The sequence below is a fragment of the Curtobacterium sp. ODYSSEY 48 V2 genome (genome assembly GCF_023712625.1).
In the GTDB taxonomy this organism is placed as follows: domain Bacteria; phylum Actinomycetota; class Actinomycetes; order Actinomycetales; family Microbacteriaceae; genus Curtobacterium.
The window spans coordinates 187,994-207,870 of sequence record NZ_JAMAXX010000003.1; the positions used below are offsets into that span (position 1 = coordinate 187,994).

The 19,877-nt window shown below is 71.2% G+C and carries 16 protein-coding genes; 11 read left to right on the forward strand and 5 right to left on the reverse strand.

The genetic code is table 11. The features are described 5' to 3' along the window. Positions 1–200 precede the first annotated feature (200 nt). The 5 genes from M3666_RS05945 to M3666_RS17025 all read left to right on the forward strand — a co-directional run bounded on the left by M3666_RS05945 (position 201) and on the right by M3666_RS17025 (position 6,122). A complete protein-coding gene (locus M3666_RS05945; RefSeq protein ID WP_251154739.1) occupies positions 201–1,079 on the forward strand; it encodes a hypothetical protein in 879 nt (292 codons plus the stop codon). A 59-nt stretch (positions 1,080–1,138) separates the two neighbouring features. Then, positions 1,139–2,215 (forward strand): ATP-binding cassette domain-containing protein, encoded by a 1,077-nt coding sequence (locus tag M3666_RS05950; RefSeq protein WP_251154740.1) that lies wholly within the window; start codon positions 1,139–1,141, stop codon positions 2,213–2,215. Next, the gene (locus M3666_RS05955) at positions 2,212–3,057 is read left to right on the forward strand and encodes an ABC transporter permease (RefSeq protein WP_066652975.1); all 846 of its coding nucleotides are present in this window, start codon (positions 2,212–2,214) and stop codon (positions 3,055–3,057) included. Before M3666_RS05950 ends, M3666_RS05955 begins: the two co-directional genes overlap by 4 nt. A 66-nt stretch (positions 3,058–3,123) precedes the next feature. After that, positions 3,124–5,109, forward strand: coding sequence for an amino acid transporter (locus tag M3666_RS05960; protein ID WP_209683555.1), 1,986 nt, complete (start codon positions 3,124–3,126; stop codon positions 5,107–5,109). A 32-nt stretch (positions 5,110–5,141) separates the two neighbouring features. Then, entirely contained in the window at positions 5,142–6,122 is a 981-nt protein-coding gene (locus M3666_RS17025; protein ID WP_251154741.1) for an EamA family transporter, read from the forward strand. On the opposite strand, the gene M3666_RS05970 is transcribed toward M3666_RS17025, so the two are convergent. Next, complete coding sequence (locus M3666_RS05970; RefSeq protein WP_066652982.1) at positions 6,109–7,791, reverse strand: long-chain-fatty-acid--CoA ligase; 1,683 nt, start codon at positions 7,789–7,791, stop codon at positions 6,109–6,111. The genes M3666_RS17025 and M3666_RS05970 overlap by 14 nt on opposite strands. A 59-nt stretch (positions 7,792–7,850) precedes the next feature. Here M3666_RS05970 and M3666_RS05975 point away from each other — a divergent pair, with 59 nt between their 5' ends. Continuing rightward, a complete protein-coding gene (locus M3666_RS05975; protein ID WP_066652984.1) occupies positions 7,851–8,780 on the forward strand; it encodes an oxygenase MpaB family protein in 930 nt (309 codons plus the stop codon). On the opposite strand, the gene M3666_RS05980 is transcribed toward M3666_RS05975, so the two are convergent. The 4 genes from M3666_RS05980 to M3666_RS05995 all read right to left on the reverse strand — a co-directional run bounded on the left by M3666_RS05980 (position 8,762) and on the right by M3666_RS05995 (position 12,673). After that, the gene (locus M3666_RS05980; RefSeq protein ID WP_251154742.1) at positions 8,762–9,799 is read right to left on the reverse strand and encodes an aldo/keto reductase; all 1,038 of its coding nucleotides are present in this window, start codon (positions 9,797–9,799) and stop codon (positions 8,762–8,764) included. The genes M3666_RS05975 and M3666_RS05980 overlap by 19 nt on opposite strands. 425 nt (positions 9,800–10,224) lie before the next feature. Continuing rightward, positions 10,225–10,791, reverse strand: coding sequence for a TIGR03086 family metal-binding protein (locus tag M3666_RS05985; RefSeq protein WP_251154743.1), 567 nt, complete (start codon positions 10,789–10,791; stop codon positions 10,225–10,227). Between the two features lie 535 nt (positions 10,792–11,326). Further along, positions 11,327–11,887: a YceI family protein gene (locus tag M3666_RS05990; protein ID WP_066652989.1), complete on the reverse strand. Its 561-nt coding sequence runs from the start codon at positions 11,885–11,887 to the stop codon at positions 11,327–11,329. 120 nt (positions 11,888–12,007) lie between these two features. After that, positions 12,008–12,673, reverse strand: coding sequence for a hypothetical protein (locus M3666_RS05995; protein ID WP_251154744.1), 666 nt, complete (start codon positions 12,671–12,673; stop codon positions 12,008–12,010). A gap of 670 nt (positions 12,674–13,343) precedes the next feature. Here M3666_RS05995 and M3666_RS06000 point away from each other — a divergent pair. The 5 genes from M3666_RS06000 (at position 13,344) to M3666_RS06020 (ending at position 19,843) form a co-directional block, all read left to right on the forward strand. Further along, positions 13,344–14,348, forward strand: coding sequence for an aldo/keto reductase family protein (locus M3666_RS06000; RefSeq protein ID WP_066652995.1), 1,005 nt, complete (start codon positions 13,344–13,346; stop codon positions 14,346–14,348). A gap of 286 nt (positions 14,349–14,634) precedes the next feature. After that, on the forward strand, positions 14,635–15,165 hold the full coding sequence (locus tag M3666_RS06005) for a GtrA family protein (protein WP_235426514.1): 531 nt from the start codon (positions 14,635–14,637) through the stop codon (positions 15,163–15,165). Continuing rightward, on the forward strand, positions 15,162–16,697 hold the full coding sequence (locus M3666_RS06010) for a glycosyltransferase (RefSeq protein ID WP_209683536.1): 1,536 nt from the start codon (positions 15,162–15,164) through the stop codon (positions 16,695–16,697). Before M3666_RS06005 ends, M3666_RS06010 begins: the two co-directional genes overlap by 4 nt. Beyond that, a complete protein-coding gene (locus M3666_RS06015) occupies positions 16,694–18,682 on the forward strand; it encodes a glycosyltransferase family 39 protein (protein WP_251154745.1) in 1,989 nt (662 codons plus the stop codon). Before M3666_RS06010 ends, M3666_RS06015 begins: the two co-directional genes overlap by 4 nt. A gap of 312 nt (positions 18,683–18,994) precedes the next feature. Further along, positions 18,995–19,843: a DUF4397 domain-containing protein gene (locus M3666_RS06020; protein ID WP_251154746.1), complete on the forward strand. Its 849-nt coding sequence runs from the start codon at positions 18,995–18,997 to the stop codon at positions 19,841–19,843. Positions 19,844–19,877: the final 34 nt, after the last annotated feature.

The following is a 19,877-nucleotide window of genomic DNA, read 5'->3' on the forward strand; positions in this document are numbered from 1 at the left end:
CGTGGCGGGAGCCCCGTCCTCGTCGCCCGCCCGGGTGCCGCCGACGCGCGATCCACGGCCGGGTCGACGGCGCTCGGCGCGCGCTGACACCGCTCTCGGCCAGTTCTGTGCGGTCGCACAGTCAGCGGTCGCCGGCGCTCCCTAGGGTGGCACCGACGGACCCTCCCGACCGGGGCGGACCGCACCGAAGGAGCAACGACATGGGATTCCTCGACCGACTGCTCGGCCGTCCCGAGCGCGACCGCGACCAGCAGGGCGGGTGGGGCCAGCCGCAGCAGCAGCCGCAGCAGCAGCAGGGCTACCGGTACGGACAGCAGTCGTACCAGGTGCCGCCCGTCCAGCAGGGACAGCAGTACGGGACCCAGCAGGGCCAGCAGTACGGCGGCCAGCAGTACGGGACCCCGCAGTGGGGCGGTCCCGCTCAGCCCAGCGGACAGCAGTACGGCGGCCAGCAGTACGGCGGACAGCAGCCGGGCGGACCGCAGGGTGCAGCGTCCACCGACGACGAGCGCGCCGTCGAGCGCTACCGCTACCTGCTCCGCACGGCGCCACCGGAGCGCATCGAGGAGGTCCACGCCGAGGCCTTCGCGACCCTGACGCCCGAGCAGCGTCGGATGGTCTACGACGAGTTCACCCGCAGCGCCCCGGACGGCGAGGCCCCCCGCGGGGACGACCCGCGGTCCCTCGCCCAGGCGGCGACCCGCTCGGAGATCCGGCAGCCCGGCTTCATGGAGCGCTCGCTCGGCGGCATGAACGGCGGCGCGGGAGCGATGGGCCAGCGCGGTGGTCCGTCGTTCGGCCGGATGATCGGCGCCTCGATCCTCGGCACGGTCGCCGGGTACGTCATCGGCTCGGCGATCATGAGCGCCTTCCTGCCCGACGCCGGATCGTTCGACGGCGGTACCGATGCTGCGGGCGACGGCGGTTCGGAGGACACTGGTGCCGACTCCGGTGACGGCGGGGCGTCCGATGCGGGCGCGTTCGACGGCGGCGGGTACGAGAACGCGGGCTGGGACGACGGCGGCGGAGACTTCGGCGGCGGCGGCTTCGGCGACTTCGGTGGTGACTTCGACGTCTGAGTGACGTCGTCGCTCCCTCCGACCCCACACCACACCGACGTGGCCGACGAGGGAGCGACATGGCCATCATCGAAGCCTCCGGGCTGACCAAGACCTACCGATCGCGCTCGGGTCCGGTGCACGCGCTGGCCGGGCTCGACCTGTCCGTCCCTGAGGGCACCGTCACGGCGCTGCTCGGACCGAACGGCGCGGGCAAGACCACCACCGTGAAGGTCCTCACGACGCTCGTCACCCCGGATTCCGGCCGGGCGACGATCGACGGCATCGACGTGGTCGCCGATCCGCAGGCCACCCGGCGGTCCATCGGTGTCTCGGGGCAGTACGCCGCGGTCGACGAGAACCTCACCGGGGCCGAGAACCTCGAGATGATCGGCCGGCTGTACCACCTCGGTCGACGGGCAGCGCGGCAGCGGGCGAGCGAACTCATCGAGGTGTTCGACCTGTCCGAGGCCGGAGACCGACCCGTGAAGGGCTTCTCCGGCGGCATGCGTCGGCGCATCGACCTCGCCGGTGCGCTCGTCACGAACCCGCGCGTGCTGTTCCTCGACGAGCCGACCACCGGACTGGACCCCCGGAGTCGCCTGGCCCTCTGGGCGATCATCGAGGGCCTGGTCGGCGACGGCGCCACCGTGCTGCTCACGACGCAGTACCTCGAGGAGGCCGACCAGCTCGCCGACGACATCGCCGTGATCGACGACGGACGGGTGATCGCCGAGGGCACCGCCGACCAGCTCAAGGCGCAGGTCGGTGGACACCGTGTGGTGGTCACCCTGGTGGACGAGGACGACCGGGAGGCCGTGGTCACCGCCCTGCGCCGTCACGGCGTCGGGGACGTGGAGACGTCGGCCGACGGGCGCACCTCCGGCGTCGCGGTCGAGGCCGGACCGCAGGCGCTCCAGCGGGTCCTCTCCGACCTGGGCGAGGCGGGCATCCGGCTGCACGACGCCGGCATGCGACGCCCGACGCTGGACGACGTCTTCCTGCGCCTGACGGGACACGCCGCCACGGCGGACGAGGAGGACGCGTCGGACGGTGGCGGCGGGGCGGGGGCGGGACGTGCCTCCCGGCCGGGGCGACGCGACACGGTGGGAGCCGCGGGCGACATGAGCGACAGCACCCCGGAGCGTGTCCGGTGACCGCCGTCGGCGCGTCGCGGCAGCAGCTGCCGGTGGTCGTGACCTCGCCCGTCGCGATCTGGTTCGAGGACGGCTGGACCGTCACGCGACGGAACCTGACGAAGATCAAGCGGTCCCCGGACATGCTCGTCTTCGCGGTGCTGCAGCCGATCATGTTCGTGCTGCTCTTCAGCCAGGTCTACGGCGGGGCGATCCAGGTGCGGGGGACCGACTACACGCAGTTCCTGATGGCGGGGATCTTCGCGCAGACCGTCGTGTTCGGGGCGACCTTCTCGGGGTCGGCGATGGCGCAGGACCTCAAGGAGGGCCTGATCGACCGCTTCCGGACCCTGCCGATGTCGGCGTCGGCGGTGCTCGTCGGGCGCACGAACTCGGACCTGGTGCTCAACGCGATCTCGATGGTGATCATGATGCTGACCGGGCTGGCGGTCGGGTGGCGGGTCGGGTCCGCACCGCACGAGTTCCTCGCCGGGGTCGGGCTGCTCCTGCTCTTCAGCTACGCGTTCAGCTGGGTGATGGCGCTGCTCGGGATGAGCGTCCGGACGCCGGAGGTCATCAACAACGCGTCCTTCATGGTGCTGTTCCCCCTGACGTTCATCTCGAACGCCTTCGTGCCGAGCGAGACGATGCCGCTCGTGCTGCGGGTGTTCGCCGAGTGGAACCCCGTGTCGTCGCTCGTGCAGGCCGCACGGGAGCTGTTCGGCAACGTCGGCACGGCTCCCGTCCCCGACGTCTGGACGATGCAGCACCCGGTCGTGACGGTGCTGATCGGGATCGTGGTGCTGCTCGTGGTGTTCGTGCCGCTGTCGGTGCGGAAGTACACCAGGATCAGCGCGGGCTGAGGCGCCGTCCACAGACCCGGTCGTGGGGTGCCCGAGGGTCGTCGGGACCGCTTACCATCGACTCTCGTGACCGCGACCGAAGCCGAGCGTGCCGCCCAGGGCGGCGCCACCGGGCGACCCTCCGACCGCAGCGTGCGGCTGCGCCGCTGGATGCTGCACGGAGCCGACCAGGGTGCCTCGCACCAGGGCCCCCACCAGGTCGAGGTCGAGAAGACCCACTCGTGGTGGCGGGTCATGTGCCTGACCGGGGTCGACTACTTCTCGACGCTCGGCTACCAGCCCGCCATCGCGGCGCTCGCCGCCGGGCTGCTGTCGCCCATCGCGACGATCGTGCTCGTGCTCGTGACCCTGTTCGGCGCCCTGCCCGTGTACCGACGGGTCGCGTCGGACAGCTTCAAGGGTGCCGGCTCGATCATGATGCTCGAGAAGCTGCTGCCGTGGTGGGCCGGCAAGCTCTTCGTGCTCGTGCTGCTCGGGTTCGCCGTGACCGACTTCATGATCACGATGACGCTCTCGGCCGCCGACGCCACCGCGCACATCGCCGAGAACCCCTTCACGCCGCACTGGTTCACCGAGATCCCGGTGCCGATCACGCTCGTGCTGCTGCTCCTGCTCGGCGTCGTGTTCCTCCGCGGGTTCAAGGAGGCCATCGGCATCGCCGTCGGGCTCGTCGCGGTGTTCCTCCTGCTCAACGCGGTCGTCGTCGTCGTGGCGCTGTGGCACGTGTTCGAGCGTCCCGTCGTCGCGAGCGACTGGTGGTCGAACCTCACCGCGCAGCACAGCAACCCGCTCGTGATGATCGGGATCGCGCTGGTCGTGTTCCCGAAGCTGGCGCTCGGCCTCTCCGGCTTCGAGACGGGCGTGGCCGTGATGCCGCAGGTGCGCGGCGGGGCCGGTGACGACCCGGACGGCCGCCCCGAGGGACGGATCCGCGGCACGAAGCGCCTGCTGACGACCGCCGCGATCATCATGAGCACGTTCCTCATCACGTCCTCGATCGCCACGACCTTCCTCATCCCGCAGCAGGAGTTCCAGCCGGGCGGCGGCGCGAACGGTCGCGCCCTGGCGTTCCTGGCGCACGAGTACCTCGGCAACGTCTTCGGGTCGGTCTACGACGTGTCGACGGTGGCGATCCTGTGGTTCGCGGGCGCGAGCGCGATGGCCGGCCTGCTCAACCTCGTGCCGCGCTTCCTGCCCCGCTACGGCATGGCGCCGCAGTGGGCGCGTGCGACCCGGCCGCTCGTGATCATCTTCACGCTCATCGCCTTCGCGATCACGATCATCTTCGAGGCGAACGTCGACGCGCAGGGCGGCGCATACGCCACGGGTGTCCTCGTGCTCATCACCAGCGCGGCCGTCGCGGTGACGCTGTCGGCTCGGCGGCGGCAGCAGAAGAAGCGGACGATCGGCTTCGGGGTCATCGCGGTGGTGTTCGTCTACACCACGGTCGCGAACGTCATCGAACGTCCGGACGGTGTCCGCATCGCCGCGGTCTTCATCATCGCCATCGTCGTCGTGTCGTTGGTGTCCCGTGTGCGGCGGTCGTTCGAGCTCCGGGCGTCGTCGATCGAGCTGGACGCGACCGCCCGGCAGTTCATCGAGGCCGACGCCGACCAGTTCAGCTCCGTCTGCATCATCGCCAACGAGCCGGGCGCCGGGACCGCCGAGGCCTACCGGTCGAAGGGGCGCGAGGAACGCCGCGACTCGGGCATCCCCGCGCGCGTGCCGACGATGTTCCTCGAGGTGCTGCCAGCCGACTCGTCCGACTTCGAGGAGGACCTGGTCGTCGAGGGACACGTCGTGCAGGGCCACCGTGTCCTGCGCGTCCGGTCCGGCAACGTGCCGAACACCATCGCGTCGACGCTGCTCGCCGTGCGGGACATCGCCGGCGTCGTGCCGAGCATCTACTTCGAGTGGAACGAGGGCAGTCCGATCCAGAACGCCCTGCGCTTCGTGTTCACCGGGGTCGGCGACGTCGCCCCGGTGACGCGCGAGGTCCTGCGCGAGGCGGAGCCGGACGTGCACCGGCGGCCGACCGTCCACGTGTCGTGACCGACCCGGCGGCGGCCGACGGTCCACGTGTCGTGACCGACCCGGCGGCGGTGGGTCGTGCCTCCCGTCCGGTGGGCGGCCCCGTGGCGGTCCTCGTCGCCGCCGCCGTGTGGGGGACGACAGGGACCGCGACCCACTTCGCACCCGGCGTTCCCGCGTTCGTCTTCGGTGCGGTCACGTTCGGTCTCGGCGGGCTCGTCCTCGCCGCGACGACGGGTCGCTCCGCGCTGCGCGCGGTGGTCCGACCCGGTGCACGGAGCTGGGTGCTGCTCGGCGCGGTCTCGCTCGTCGTGTACGCGGTCGCGTTCTACGCAGCGCTCGCGGACGCGGGGGTCGCGCTCGGCACGACGGTGGCCATCGGGTCGTCGCCGCTCTTCGCGGGCATCGTGGAGTGGGCGGCGGACGGGAGGCGCGTCACCGGTCGCTGGGTCGTCGCCACCCTGGTGGGCGTGGTCGGCATGGTCGTCGTGACGCTCGCGAGGACGGCGGCGCCGGGCGACGGGTCCCTGCTGCTCGGGCTCGGCAGCGCACTGCTCGCCGGACTGACGTACGCCACCTACTCGTGGGCGGTCGCGCGGGGGATGCACGCGGCGACCCGGCCGGCCCCGGTGCCGCCGGCACTGCCGACCGCCGTGTCGGGCAGTGCGGCCGGTGCCGGCGGGCGCGGGGTGGTCGGCGCCGTGTTCGGGCTGGCTGCCGTCCCGCTCGTGGTGCTCGCGGCGGTCGCGGGACGTGACGCGCTCGTCGTCGGGGCGAACTGGCCCGTGTTCGTGTACCTCGCGCTCGTGCCGACGGTGCTCGGACACTCGCTGTACGCGGTCGGGCTGCGGCGGGTCAGCGCCTCGGTCGCGACACTGCTGTCGCTGTTCGAGCCCGTGGTCGCCGCGGTGCTCGCCGTGCTCGTGGTCGGCGAACACCTCGGCGGTGCCGGGTGGCTCGGGGTCGCGCTCGTCGTCGTCGGCCTCGCGCTGCTCGCGGTCCCGCGACGGAGCGGCCCGCCTACTTCGCGGTGATCTGGTCCCGCACCTTGCGGCGGAGCACCTTGCCGATCATCGAGCGCGGCAGGTCATCCACCACGACGATGCGCCGCGGCACCTTGTAGGCCGCGAGCTGCTCGCGCGACCACGCACGGAGCGCCTCGGCGTCGAACGACGCCCGGTCCTTCGGCACGACCGCCGCGACGACCTGCTCGTTGCCGCCCTGCGTGATGCCGACGACGGCGACCTCGCGCACGCTGGAGTGCTTGAGCAGGGCGTCCTCGACCTCGGACGGCGAGACGTTGAAGCCGCCGGTGATGATGAGCTCCTTGAGCCGGTCGACGATGCTGACGAAGCCGTCCGCGTCGATCGACACGACGTCACCGGTGCGGAACCAGCCGTCGGGCGTGAAGACCTCGTCGGTGGCCTCGGCCTTGCCCCAGTAGCCGCGGAACACCTGCGGGCCCCTGACCTGCAGCTCGCCGGCCTCGCCCGTGCCGAGCACCTTCGTCTGGTCGTCCGGGTCGACCACGCGGGCCTCGGTGGACGACAGCGGCAGTCCGATCGCGCCGAGGCGACGCTCCGGGGAGACCGGGTTCGCCATGAGGACGGGGGAGCACTCGGACAGGCCGTAGCCCTCGACGAGGTAGCCGCCGGTCCGGGCCTCCCACGGCTCGACGACGCTCTGCGACAGCGGCATGGCGCCCGAGATGCCGATCTCGATGCCCTGCAGCGACACCTTCGCCGAGTCCGCCGCGTGCTGCAGTCGGGTGTAGATCGGCGGCACGGCCGGCAGGAACGTCGGCGGGTGCTTCTTCATCGCCTTGAGGACGAGTGCCGGGTCGAACGCCGGGAAGAGCACCAGCCGCGAGGCCATGCTCATCGCGAAGGTCAGGCACAGCGTCAGACCGTAGGCGTGGAACATCGGCAGCACCGCGTACACCGTGTTGTCGCCCCGGCGGATCGTCGGGACCCACGCCCGTGCCTGCGCTGCGTTGGCGAGCAGGTTCCGGTGGCTCAGCACCGCACCCTTCGGCACCCCCGTGGTGCCGGACGTGTACTGGATGAGCGCGACGTCGGTGGTGGCCGGTCGCGGGTGACGCTTCGACAGCTTGCGCGTCGAGACGAGGTCGTCCCACTTCGTCGTGCCACGCACGCTCGTGGTCAGCTTCGCGCGCGACTCGCGGGCCTTGGCCACCGGCAGCGACAGGGCGATGCGGGTCGCACGGGGCATCGCGCGCGTCAGGTCGACGGAGACGATCGCGTCGAGGCGCAGGTCCGCGGGGAAGTCCTGGAGCGTGGAGACGGACTTGTCCCACGCGATCGCGACCTTCGCGCCGTGGTCCTCGAACTGGTGCCGGAGCTCGCGCGCCGTGTAGAGCGGGTTGTGCTCGACGACGATCGCGCCGAGCCGGAGCACCGCGTAGAACGCCACCACGTGCTGCGGGCAGTTCGGCAGCACGATCGCCACCCGGTCGCCGGCACCGACGCCGAGCTTCCGCAGGCCGTTCGCGGCCCGCAGGATCTGCTCCTGCAGGTCGGCGTACGACGTCGTCCTGCCGAAGAACTCGAGCGCCACCTTCCCCGGGAAGCGGTCCGCGGACTGCTCCACGATGTCGGAGAGCGAGCCCGTGGGCTCGTCGATGTCGTGCGGGACCCCCGGGGCGTACGAGGCAAGCCAGGGACGAGGCGTGTCGATGCTCACTCGGCCAACCTACCGGCGGAGCCGTGCTCGTTGTCAGGGGCACGACGGACGATGGGTGCATGGCTTCCGTGTCCGACGCGTTCCGCTCCCGCCTCAACGACACCTTCACCAACGGCGCGACCGAGCGTCCCGCCTGGATCGACGAGCTCGAACAGGGCTCCGACGCGGGCTTCTTCGGCCCGGGCTCCGCGACCTGGGCCGTGCACGGCGGCAACCACACCGTGCTCGCGGGGGTCCGGGCGCTGCTCGTGCAGGCGCTGCACCCCGGGGCCCTCGCCGGGGTGGCCGACCACTCGCGCTACCGCGAGGACCCGTTCGGCCGCCTCGCCGGCACCATCCGGTGGATCTACACGGTCTCGCACGGCGACACGCAGCAGGCGACGCACGCCAGCCAGTGGGTGCGGAAGCTCCACGAGCGGGTGGTCGGCGAGTACGTGGACGGCCACGGCGTGACGAAGCCGTACGCCGCGAACGACCCGGACCTGGCGCGGTGGGTGCACCTCGCCTTCACCGATGCCTTCCTGCGGAGCGCCCAGGTGTGGGGCAAGCCCATCCCGGGTGGTGCCGACGCCTACGTGCGCGAGTGGGCGGTCGCCGGGCGACTGATGGGGGTCGAGGACGCTCCGGAGTCGGACGCCGAACTCCGAGCACAGATGAACGGGTACCTCGACCGCGGCGAGCTCAAGGCCGACGCCCGGACGCACGACGTGGTCCGGTTCATCAAGGACCCCCCGCTCGCCAGGCTCCTCCGACCGGGCTACCGGGCGTTGTTCGACGGAGCGGTCGCGTCGCTCGACCCGCGACACCGGTCGATGCTCGCGCTGCGGACGCCCGGGGTCGGGCCCGTGCAGCTGCCGGTGCGGCAGGTCGCCGGCGTAGTGCTCGACGGCATCGGCGCGGTGCTGGGGACGACCCCGGGCACCGAGCGCGCGGCACTCGTCCGGATCGCCCGGTTGGAGCAGGAATCGCGTCAGGACGCGACCGCCTGAGCGGTGCGCCGTCCGTGCGGCGTTCCCGGACTGACTGACCTGACGGACGGCACCCGCGGGGTGTAGGCGGACTCGAGTCGCGACACCTCATCGGGCGTCAGCTCCATCGCGGCCGCCGCCACCGCGTCGTCGATGTGGTGCTCCTTCGTCGCGCCGATGATCGGCGCGGTGACGGCGGGCTTGCCGGCCACCCACGCCAGGGCGACCTGCGCCATGCTCGCGCCGCGGGCCTCGGCGACCTGCTGGACCGCGTCGACGACGGCACGGTTCGCGTCCTCGTCCTGGCGGTACAGCGTCTTGCCGAACTCGTCCGTGTCCGAGCGGCTGCCCGAACCCTCGGCGTCCCACGGGCGGGTCACCTTGCCGCGGGCCAGTGGGCTCCACGGGATGACGCCGACGCCGGTCGCCTGCGCGAACGGGTGCATCTCGCGCTCCTCCTCACGCTCGAGGAGGTTGTACTGGTCCTGCATGCTGACGAACTTCGTCCACCCGTGCAGCTCGGCGGTGTGCTGCATCTGCGCGAACTGCCACGCCCACATGCTGCTCGCGCCGATGTAGCGCGCCTTGCCGGCCTTGACGACGTCGTGGAGCGCCTCCATGGTCTCCTCGATCGGCGTGTGCGGGTCGAACCGGTGGATCTGGTACAGGTCCACGTAGTCCGTGCCGAGCCGGGTCAGCGAGGCGTCGATCTCGTGCATGATCGCGGCTCGGGAGAGCCCGGCGCCGTTCGGACCGGGGCGCATGCGGTTGAAGACCTTGGTGAAGACCTGGACCTCCTCCCGCGGGGCGATCTCCTTGAGGAGCTGGCCGGTGATCTCCTCGCTCGAGCCGGCCGAGTAGACGTTGGCGGTGTCGAACGAGGTGATGCCGGCCTCGTAGGCACGGCGGACGAACGGGCGGGCGTCGTCGATGTCGACGCTCCAGGGGTGAGCGCCCTGGTCCGGCTGGCCGTAGGACATCATGCCGAGGACGACGCGGCTGATCTCGAGGCCCGTGCGTCCGAGGCGGGTCGTGCGCACCGAGGGCCCGGCGGCGTCGGGGGCGGTGGTGTTTCCGGTGGTTCCGGCGGTTCCGGCGGTTCCGGCGGTTCCGGCGGTTCCGGTCGTTCCGGGGGTTGCGGTGGTTCCGGTCGTTCCGGGGGTTGCGGTCTCTTCGGCGGCTCCGTGGCGTCCGTGGGCGTCGGTCGAGGCGGTCGAGCGGGCGTTGTCTGCTGCGTTCGTGATGGCTCCTTCGTCGATTCCGCCCGCCGGGTGTCCGGCGGGCGGTTCCTGTTGGATGAGTGCTGTCATCGTCGTCGTGTCGGGCCGTCAGCAGTCAGGCGTCCGGCTTGCCGAACGACGAGCGGGCGGATATTCCTCGCGTGCGCTCACGCTGCCGCTGGTTCCGCCCACTGGCGTGCTGCCGCCGATTCCGTCCCTCGGTGTCGAACGGGCGGAAAGACGCGTCAGGCGTTCACCCTGGCATCGCGACCTGTGACCGCGAGCAGGCGGACCTGCAGCGGCGCATCCTCGTCGACCTCGACCGGCGCGGCGTACAGCCCGGTCGCCGCGAGGTCCTGGATCTGCGGCTCGAAGTACTCCCACACAGCGCGGACGAGTTCATCGGGCAACGCTTCGTCGGTCCCCGTCGCGCGCGCGAGGTCCCACGTGTGGATGGTGATGTCGCTGGTCTGCTCGGTCAGGTACTCGTCTGCACGGACCACGTCGGTGCTGAGGTGCACGGGAGTGTCAGCGGGCGCGTTCTGCCATGCGCTCGAAGCTGCCGCCGCGAACTTAGCCCACTCGTCGACGAGGTCCTGCCCGATGGGTTCGAGGTCCGCCTCGGCCTGCGCGTAGTCGCACCCCGTCAGGAGCTTGGGGATCCATCGCTGTTCGTCGATGACGTGCGTCACCAGGTCGCGCGTGGTCCACTCCGAGTCGGGAGTGGACGCTTCCCAGTCGGTCACCGCAGCGACGCGGCGTCCGAACTCGGCTGCGGCGAGGGACTGCAGCGCGATCCAGTCGATGGCCATGGTGGTGCTCCTCTTCGGTCGGGGCGGGTGCGAGGTGCAACGGGACCGACGGACGGGCGATTCCCGCGCTGAACAGGCGACACGCTACGCCCGCTCGCTAGCTCTGTGCGCGTGCGGGGCAGCGCTCGGTGTCGTCTGCGGGCCGAAAGCGGTCGGTCATCGCGACGGTCGGGCGGATCCGGCGTCGAGGTCGAGCCGGCAGCGGCGGAAACACCCGCTCGTGCTCGGGCGGGCGGAATCGGTACGCGGCGGCGGGGACGGCTGCGGGAACGGCCCGCTCGTGCCCGAGCGGACGGGATCGGCGCATGCAGGGGAACGGCTGCCACGGGAAAGGCCCGCTCGAGTTCACGGGCGGGCGTCCGGCCGGCTCACCGATCACGGCGCACGGACCGGGGCATCGGGAACGCGGAACGGCCCGGCTCCGTGGGGGAGGAGCCGGGCCGTTCGCCGGGTACTGCAGGTACTTCGTTCGGTGTCCGCGGCCGTCGTCCCCGCGCTCGGGCGGGGCGACAGCCGTGGTTCAGTGACCTGGAGGTCAGGCCGCCTGGAGGACGAACTGCACGTCGAGGTTGATGGTGACGTCGTTGCCGAGCGTGAAGCCGCCGGCCTCGAGCGCCGCGTTCCAGTTCACGCCGAACTCGGTGCGGTCGATCTTCGTGGTCGCCTCGGCGCCGAGCTTGACCTGGCCGTAGCCGTCGGTGGTCACGCCACCGAACTCGGTCTTCAGCGTGACGTTCTTGGTCACGCCGCGGAGCGAGAGCTCACCGTCGATGAGCATGTCGTCGCCGTCCTCGCGGATGCCGGTCGACTTGAAGGTCATCTGCGGGTGCTCCTCGGTGAGGAAGAAGTCACCGGTGGCGAGGTGCTGATCGCGCTGCGCCTGGTTCGTGTTGATGCTCGCGACGTCGATCGAGGCCTCGAGGGTCGTGTCGAGGGGGTTCTCGGCGGTGACGAGCGTCGCGTCGAAGCGCTCGAAGGAGCCCTTGACCTTGCTGATCGCGAGGTGGCGAACGGAGAAGGTGACCTCGGAGTGGGTCGGGTCGATCTTCCAGGTACCGGTCTGGTAGCCCGGGATGGCGGAGGCGTTGAGCGTCATGGTGACTCCTTACGAGAGCGTTGGTCTGCGGTTCCCGACCAGGCGAGCATCTTCATGCGCCTGCATCGATTCGAACTGTAGCCCATTGTGCACCTGTTTGGTTGAAGCGTCAACCAATGTTCACGTGAACGTCGCAACGGGATGTCGGGACCGCGTGTCGTGCCTCCCGGCCGCGCCCGTCGTGAGCAGGCGCCGGATGCGCTCGGCGAAGTCGTCGGCGAGCGGACCGACGTCATCCGCTGTCGCCCGGACCAGCCACCAGTCGACGTCCTTCAGGTGCTCGCCGCGCGTCAGGTCCTTGCGGAACACTCGCGGGTCGGATCGGTGGAGGTCGCTCTCGTACTCGATCGCGACCCTCGCGTCCGGGTAGGCCAGGTCCACACAGGCGACCCATCTGCCTCCGACGACGACGTCGTGGTTGCGCGACGGAAGGGGGAGTCCGCGCCGGACCAGGACCAGTCGGAGACGTGTCTCGCCCGGGCTCCGCGAGCCCGGACGCACCTCGGCGAGGGCGGCGCGAGCCTTGCGGACGTGCCGCCCGCCGCGGTGGCGGCGGACGACGGCCCTGAGTTCGTCGACCGTGCACCAGTTCAGCCACCCGACCAACGCGTCGCCGGCGATGACGAGCTCGTCGACCGTGAGGAACGCTGCCAGCATGACGAAGGTGGTGGCCGGGTCCACGATCGGGGTGGTCCCGGAACGGACGACGTTCGCGAGGTGTGCCCTGGTTCGGTGTCCGACGGTCCCGCGCACGCGGATGGCCTGGTCCTTGCCGATGGTGGTCACGTGGATGCGTCGGTCTGCCTCGAGTCTGCGTGGGAGCGGTATGCCGAGGAGGTGCGCTGCGGTCGTGTGACTGAACGCCTGGTCGTACCGGAGCCGTGGAGCGACCGCGCGTGCACGGTCCGCGTGGGAGGTGGGTGGGGTCCAGCACCGTGTGCCGTGGAAGGGGCGGCAGAGCCGTCGTGAGCGGAGTCGGCTCGCCGGGACACCGCGGTGCAGTGCCTCGCGGACGCGGAAGGGGCGTCCGCGGAGCGGCGGCGGGAAGTGGTCGGCGAGGGACATGCGGGCAGCGTGCCTGATCGTCCAGGTCGGCCGTGGCGGGTGCTGTCGAGCTGTGGACGGGCGCCGGACGGAGCGAGGTGTGCAGGACTCGTGCCGGTGCCGAGGAGCGATTCGCGCGGCCCGGAGCGGGCGGATCCGGTCTGCTGCTGCTCTCACCCCGAGCGGGCGGATCCGGATGAGGTCGGGAGGCGCGCGTCGCGTGTTCCGCCCGCTCGCGCCAGCACCCGATCCGACCCCGCCGCACCACACCGCGTGTTCCGCCCGCCCGCGCCGGCGGCGCCCGTGCCGGCGGCGCCCGCGCCGGCGGCGCCCGTGCCGGCGGCGCCCGTGCCTCTCCACAGGTACTCGCACACCCCCTCACGAGAGCGCTCACTCCACTAGCGTCAGGAGCATGGAATTCAGGTACCTGGGCAACTCCGGACTCAAGATCTCCGAGATCACCTACGGCAACTGGCTGACGCACGGCTCGCAGGTCGAGAACGACGTCGCCACCCAGTGCGTGCGGGCAGCGCTCGACGCCGGCATCACCACGTTCGACACCGCCGACACGTACGCCAACACCGCGGCGGAGACGGTCCTCGGCGAGGCGCTCAAGGCCGAGCGTCGCCAGTCGCTCGAGATCTTCACGAAGGTCTACTGGCCGACCGGGCCGAAGGGGCACAACGACGTCGGCCTCTCCCGCAAGCACATCATGGAGTCGATCGACGGCTCGCTCGAGCGCCTGCAGACCGACTACGTCGACCTCTACCAGGCGCACCGCTACGACCACGAGACGCCGCTCGAGGAGACCATGCAGGCCTTCGCGGACGTCGTCCGTCAGGGCAAGGCGCTCTACATCGGCGTCAGCGAGTGGAACGCGGAGCAGATCCGCGCCGGTGCCGCGCTGGCGAAGGAGCTCGGCTTCCAGCTCATCTCGAACCAGCCGCAGTACTCGATGCTGTGGCGCGTCATCGAGGGCGAGGTCGTCCCCGCCTCGAAGCAGCTCGGTCTCAGCCAGATCGTCTGGTCCCCGATCGCACAGGGTGTCCTCACCGGCAAGTACAAGCCGGGTCAGCCGGCCCCCGAGGGGTCCCGCGCCACGGACGAGAAGGGCGGCGCGGACATGATCAAGCGGTTCATGCGCGACGAGGTCCTCGAAGCCGTGCAGCGCCTGCAGCCCGTCGCCGACCAGGCCGGCCTCACGCTGGCCCAGCTCGCGATCGCGTGGACGCTGCAGAACCCGAACGTCGCCTCGGCGATCGTCGGCGCGTCCCGCCCCGAGCAGGTCACCGACAACGTGAAGGCCGCGGGCGTGACGCTCGACGCTGATGCGCTCGCCGCCATCGACGAGGCGCTCGGCGACATCCCGGAGCGCGATGCCAGCAAGACGGTCAGCCCGGAGCAGCGCCCCGCGTAGCGCGCGACCGACCGACGGACGGGAGGCACGGTGCCAGCTGGCACCGTGCCTCCCGTCCGTCGTACAGCAAGCTCACGACGAGCGCGACCGTCCGGACGGACTGCCCTTCTGGCACCTGATCAGCAAAAACGCTGAAGGATGTTCACTGATGAACGGCAGGTGTCGCGGAACTGGCAGAGTCCTGGCAGGGGCTGTACCCCGACCAAACCACTCCGCAACGTGCCCCCGAAGAGGGGGCATGACCCGAACCGTCACCCCCGTTCTGGTGCCACCAGGCACAGGCTCGGTGCCGACCTCCACCGCCTCGACCGCCCACCCAGCGGCGACCGGCGTCCCTGCGGCGAGCGTCGCACGACCGGCCCTCGGCCCGCGGCTCCGCGCCACCATGACGCAGCTCGCGTCGTTCGGCGCCATCGGAGCGATCTGCTTCCTCATCGACCTCGGCGTCTACAACCTCCTGCGCGCGACCGTCCTGCCCGACGGTCCGATCGCCGCGAAGATCGTCTCCGCCGTCATCGCCACGGTGGTCGCGTGGCTCGCGAACCGCTCGATCACGTTCCGTTCGCAGCGGCAGGTCGGCCGGAAGGAGACCCTCCGCGAGGGACTCCTCTTCGCCGTCACGAACGTCATCGGTCTCGGCATCGCCGCGGCCTGCCTGTTCGTCTCGCACTACGTCCTCGGCTTCACCTCGACCCTCGCCGACAACGTCGCCGGCAACGGGGTGGGTCTCGTCCTCGGCACCGTCTTCCGGTTCGCCGCGTACAAGGCCCTCGTCTTCCGTTCCACCGACGCTCACGCGAAGGAGCACGCCGCATGACCATCACCACCACGCTGCTGACGGCCGCCGGGCCGCTGCTGCAGCCGAACGAGGGGACCGGTCCCGCCGGGGACCTCCCGAACCGCGGGACCACGGACGTCCCGACGGGAGGCTCGGGACAGGCTCCGCAGGTCGCCTGGTCGCTGGGCGAGTGGGTCGGCTACTCGGCGCTCATCGCGGTCTCCGTGCTGCTCACGGTGATCGCGCTCACCACGCTGTGGTGGATGCTGCACGCCTGGCGCTCACGTGACGCGCTGAAGTCGACGAGCTTCAGCCAGACCCCGCTGCCGGCCGCCCACCGCTTCACCCTGCTGGTGCCCGGTCGGCACGAGCAGGACGTGATGGGCGAGACGCTCGACATGCTCGCGACGCAGGACCACCCGGACTTCGAGATCATCGCGATCGTCGGCGAGGACGACCCGGAGACGGACGCCGTCGTGCGCGCGGCTGCGGAGCGTCATCCGGGACTGATCCGCGTGGTCGTCGACGACACCGCACCGAAGAACAAGCCGAAGGCGATGAACCTCGCGCTGCAGTACGCGACGGGCGACATCGTCGGGGTGTTCGACGCCGAGGACGAGGTCTACCCGAAGCTGCTGTCGCTCGTCGACTCGCGCTTCCAGGAGACCGGCGCTGACGTCGTGCAGGGCGGCGTCCAGCTGATGAACTTCAAGTCGAGTTGGTGGTCGCTCCGCAACGTGCTCGAGTACTACTTCTGGTTCCGCTCGCGCCTGCACTTCCACGCGGGCTCGAAGTTCATCCCGCTCGGCGGCAACACCGTCTTCGTGACGAAGGAGCGCCTCGAGTGGTCGGACGGCTGGGATGCGCACTGCCTCGCCGAGGACTGCGAGCTCGGCGTCCGGCTCTCCGCCGACGGCGCGAAGGTCGTCGTCGCCTACAGCCCCGAGGCCGTCACCCGCGAGGAGACGCCGCCCACGTTCGCGTCCCTGCTCAAGCAGCGGACCCGCTGGAACCAGGGCTTCCTGCAGGTGCTCGGCAAGGGGGAGTGGAAGAAGCTGCCGTCCTTCCGCCAGCGCTTCTTCGCCCGCTACATGCTGACCATGCCGTTCATCCAGGCGGCGACCGGTCTGCTCATCCCGCTCAGCGTCCTGATGATCCTCTTCGTCAAGGTGCCGACGGCGATCGCCCTCGTCTCGTTCATCCCGGTGGCGCCCACGCTCATGCTGCTCGCCGTCGAGGTCGTCGGACTCAACGAGTTCGGTCGCATCTACAAGGAGAAGGTCCGCATCCGCGACTACGTGAAGCTCGTCCTCGGCCTGGTGCCGTACCAGGTGTTCCTCGCCGCAGCGGCGGTCCGTGCCGTCGTCCGCCACGTCAAGGGGCAGAACGGGTGGGAGAAGACCGAGCACACGGGCCAGCACCGCACCGGTGGCGCCCAGCCCGAGGTCGTCGGGTTCGCGTCCGAGCTGACCGGCTCGGCTGCGTCCGCATCATCGGCTGCGTCCTCGTCCTCGTCCTCGTCCTCGTCTGAGCGTGCGCTCGCCGGTTCGTCTGCAGGAGGTGCCCGATGACCGCCACCATCACCCACACCACCGGGATCCCCGTCCGGGGTGCCGCCTCCCTGTCCGGCGTGCGCGGTTGGTTCCGTGTCCACGCGGCGAGCATCGGGTGGCTGGTGCCCGTCCTCATCGTGACCGTCGTGGTGCAGGCGTGGAACATGACCGGTACCCCGCAGCGCATCGACGACGAGGGGACCTACACCGCCCAGGCGTGGGCGATCGCCAACCTCGGGGAGATCACCCACTACACCTACTGGTACGACCACCCGCCGCTGGGGTGGATCCAGATCGCGGCGTACACGTCGCTGACCGGGGCGTTCGCGCGCTACCCGTTCGCCGTCGAGGCCGCCCGCGAGGCGATGGTCTTCTTCGCCGCCGTCTCCAGCGTCCTGCTCTTCGTCCTCGCGCGTCGACTGGGCGCAGGTCGCGTCACGGCCGCGGTCGCGGGGCTCGTCTTCGCCCTCTCGCCGCTGGCCCTGCAGTACCACCGCACGGTCTACATCGACAACGTCGCGACGCCGTGGCTCCTCGCCGCGTTCGTGCTGGCGCTCAGCCGACGCCAGCAGCTCGCCGGGTTCGCCGGAGCCGCCGCGTGCCTCGGCGTCGCGGTGCTCTCCAAGGAGACGTACCTGCTCGCGCTGCCGTTCCTGATCTGGATCGCGGTCCGCCGGGCCGACAGGAGCACCCGTCGGTACACGCTGAGCGTCGCCGGGGCCGTCCTGGTCGTCATCGGTGGCGGCTACCTGCTGCTCGCCGCGGTCAAGGGTGAGCTCCTGCCCGGCGCCGGCCGGGTGAGCCTCTTCGAGGGCATCACCTACCAGCTCGGTTCGCGCACCGCGTCGGGATCGATCTTCGACGGAGGGAGCCTGGCGAACCAGGCCGCCGCACAGTGGTGGGCGCTCGACCCCGTCTTCATCGTGCTCGGTTCGGCCGCCGCGGTCGTCGGGCTGTTCCTGCGCCGGGTCCGCCCGATCGCCGCGATGCTCGTCTTCCTGCTCGCGATGATGTTCCGCCCGAACGGGTACCTGCCGGTGCCGTACGTCATCGTGCTCGTGCCCTTCGCAGCGCTGCTCGTCGCGTACACCGCCGAGCGAGCGGTCCTCGCGCTCGCCGGACGGATCCGGTCCAACGCCCGGACCCGCGTGCACGGAATCGCTCGACGTGGCTTCGGTGCCGCCTGGGCCGTGGTCACCGCAGCGGCCGTCGTCGTGGCGGTGCCGCTCTGGGGCACGCAGCTGCGCGGGTTCACGTCGGCGAACCTCGACCTGCCGATGCAGCAGGCCGAGCAGTGGGTCGGCGACAACGTCCCGAAGTCCTCGCGGCTGCTCGTGGACGACGCCATGTGGGTCGACCTGGTCCGCGACGGGTACGCCCGCAACAACGTCATCTGGTACTACAAGCTCGACACCGACGCCGCCGTCCAGCGCCAGTCGCCGAACGGGTGGAAGGACTCCGACTACGTCGTCACGACGGACTCGATGCGCACCGGCGGGAACTCCTCGCAGGACGTGTCGCTCGCCATCCGGAACTCGACGAGCGTGGCCACGTTCGGCACCGGTGACCAGCAGGTCGACGTCCGTCGCATCCACTCCGAGGGCGAGGCGGCCGCGAACGACGCGATCACCGCCGCGACGAACGGGCGGAAGACGATGGGGACCGAGCTCGCGCAGAACCCGGCGCTCCGGGCCGACGCCGGCACGAAGTCGCAGTTCCGAGCGGGTCAGGTCGACTCGCGCGCGATGCTCGCCCTCGGCCAGGTGCTCGCCGACCAGTCGGTGACGGTCGAACGGTTCCGCCCGCTCACTGGGGAGGACGGGCAGCCCTTCCGCCGGCTCGTCGTGCAGACCGCCGACCGGGCGGATGCTGCTCGTGCCGTCGCCACCTTCGATGCCATGAGCGACGGGATCCGCCCGGCCGACGTCGAGCGCGACGGGGAGCGGGTCGTCGTGACCTACACCCCGGCCGATCCCACGACGACGCCGACGAGCGCCTCCTGACCCCGGCCCCGTCGTGAGCGGGCGGAACCGGTAGCCGAACCGTCAGCCCCGAGCAGGATCCGCCCGCTCCCGGAACGGCGAGCGTCTCCCGGCCCCGGCCCCGGGCTCGTCGTGAGCGGGCGGAACCGGTAGCCGAACCGGCAGCCCCGAGCAGGATCCGCCCGCTCGCGCACCGCCACCGGCCACCAGCCCCACGGTCCGCCCACACCCACACCCACACCCGCACCTGCTCCCCAGCCCCAGCCCCAGCCCCAGCCCCAGCCCCAGCCCCAGCACCAGCACCTGCACCACCCGAACCGAAGGAGCACCACGATGCACGCACGCACCTCCGCGCCCACCGCCACCCGCCGCGCCGCCCGCCGCCCGGTCGTCGTCGCCGGGATCGCCGCAGCCGTCGTCGCCGCCACCGTCGGCCTCGCCGCACCGCAGACCGCCTCGGCCGCGACCGGCTCCGACGAGGGCTGGCTCCGCGTCGGCCACCTCTCCCCGGACACCAAGGGCGTCGACGTCGAGCTGACCAGCCTGTCCGGCGGCAAGACGGTGTTCGAGCTCGACGACGTCACGTACGGCCAGGTCAGCCCCTACCAGGAGCTCCCCGTCGGCACCTACGTCCTCTCGATGCGCGCTGCCGACGCCCCCGACTCCACCCCGGTGATCTCGACCGATGTCCAGGTCCAGCAGGGCGACGCGAACACCGTCGTCGCCTACGGCAAGAACGACGACCTGCAGACCAAGGCGTTCACCGACGACCTGCAGCAGCCCGGTGACGGCAAGGCCAAGCTCCGTCTCGTCCAGGCCGCGACCACGGCGAAGGAGGTCGACGTCAGCACGACCGACGGCACCGCCATCGCCGAGGACGCCTCCTTCGGCACGGCCACCCGGTACGCGACGGTCGGCGCCGGCAAGTGGTCGCTCGACGTCTCCGGCAGCGGCCAGCGCGGGACCGCCGAGGTCGACCTCGCCGGCAACACCGTCTCGACGCTCTTCGTCCTCGACGACAGCAAGGGCGACCTGACCGTCGTGCCCGTCACCGACGCGGCCGCCACGGCAACGACCCCGTCCGGTGGGGTCCAGACCGGTGGTGGCGGCGCAGCCGCCGACCGCCCCGTCACCGAGTTCACGCACGCGATCGTCGCGGCGTTCCGCTCGCTGTTCCACTGACCGACGGGCAGCCGACGGGTCGCGTGACCCGTCG

Coding starts and splice junctions, on each gene's coding strand:
- M3666_RS05945 (WP_251154739.1), top strand. CDS start 201: ATGGGATTCCTCGACCGACTGCTCGGCCGTCCCGAGCGCGACCGCGAC.
- M3666_RS05950 (WP_251154740.1), top strand. CDS start 1,139: ATGGCCATCATCGAAGCCTCCGGGCTGACCAAGACCTACCGATCGCGC.
- M3666_RS05975 (WP_066652984.1), top strand. CDS start 7,851: ATGGCTTCCGTGTCCGACGCGTTCCGCTCCCGCCTCAACGACACCTTC.
- M3666_RS05985 (WP_251154743.1), bottom strand. CDS start 10,791: ATGGCCATCGACTGGATCGCGCTGCAGTCCCTCGCCGCAGCCGAGTTC.
- M3666_RS05990 (WP_066652989.1), bottom strand. CDS start 11,887: ATGACGCTCAACGCCTCCGCCATCCCGGGCTACCAGACCGGTACCTGG.
- M3666_RS06000 (WP_066652995.1), top strand. CDS start 13,344: ATGGAATTCAGGTACCTGGGCAACTCCGGACTCAAGATCTCCGAGATC.
- M3666_RS06010 (WP_209683536.1), top strand. CDS start 15,162: ATGACCATCACCACCACGCTGCTGACGGCCGCCGGGCCGCTGCTGCAG.
- M3666_RS06015 (WP_251154745.1), top strand. CDS start 16,694: ATGACCGCCACCATCACCCACACCACCGGGATCCCCGTCCGGGGTGCC.
- M3666_RS06020 (WP_251154746.1), top strand. CDS start 18,995: ATGCACGCACGCACCTCCGCGCCCACCGCCACCCGCCGCGCCGCCCGC.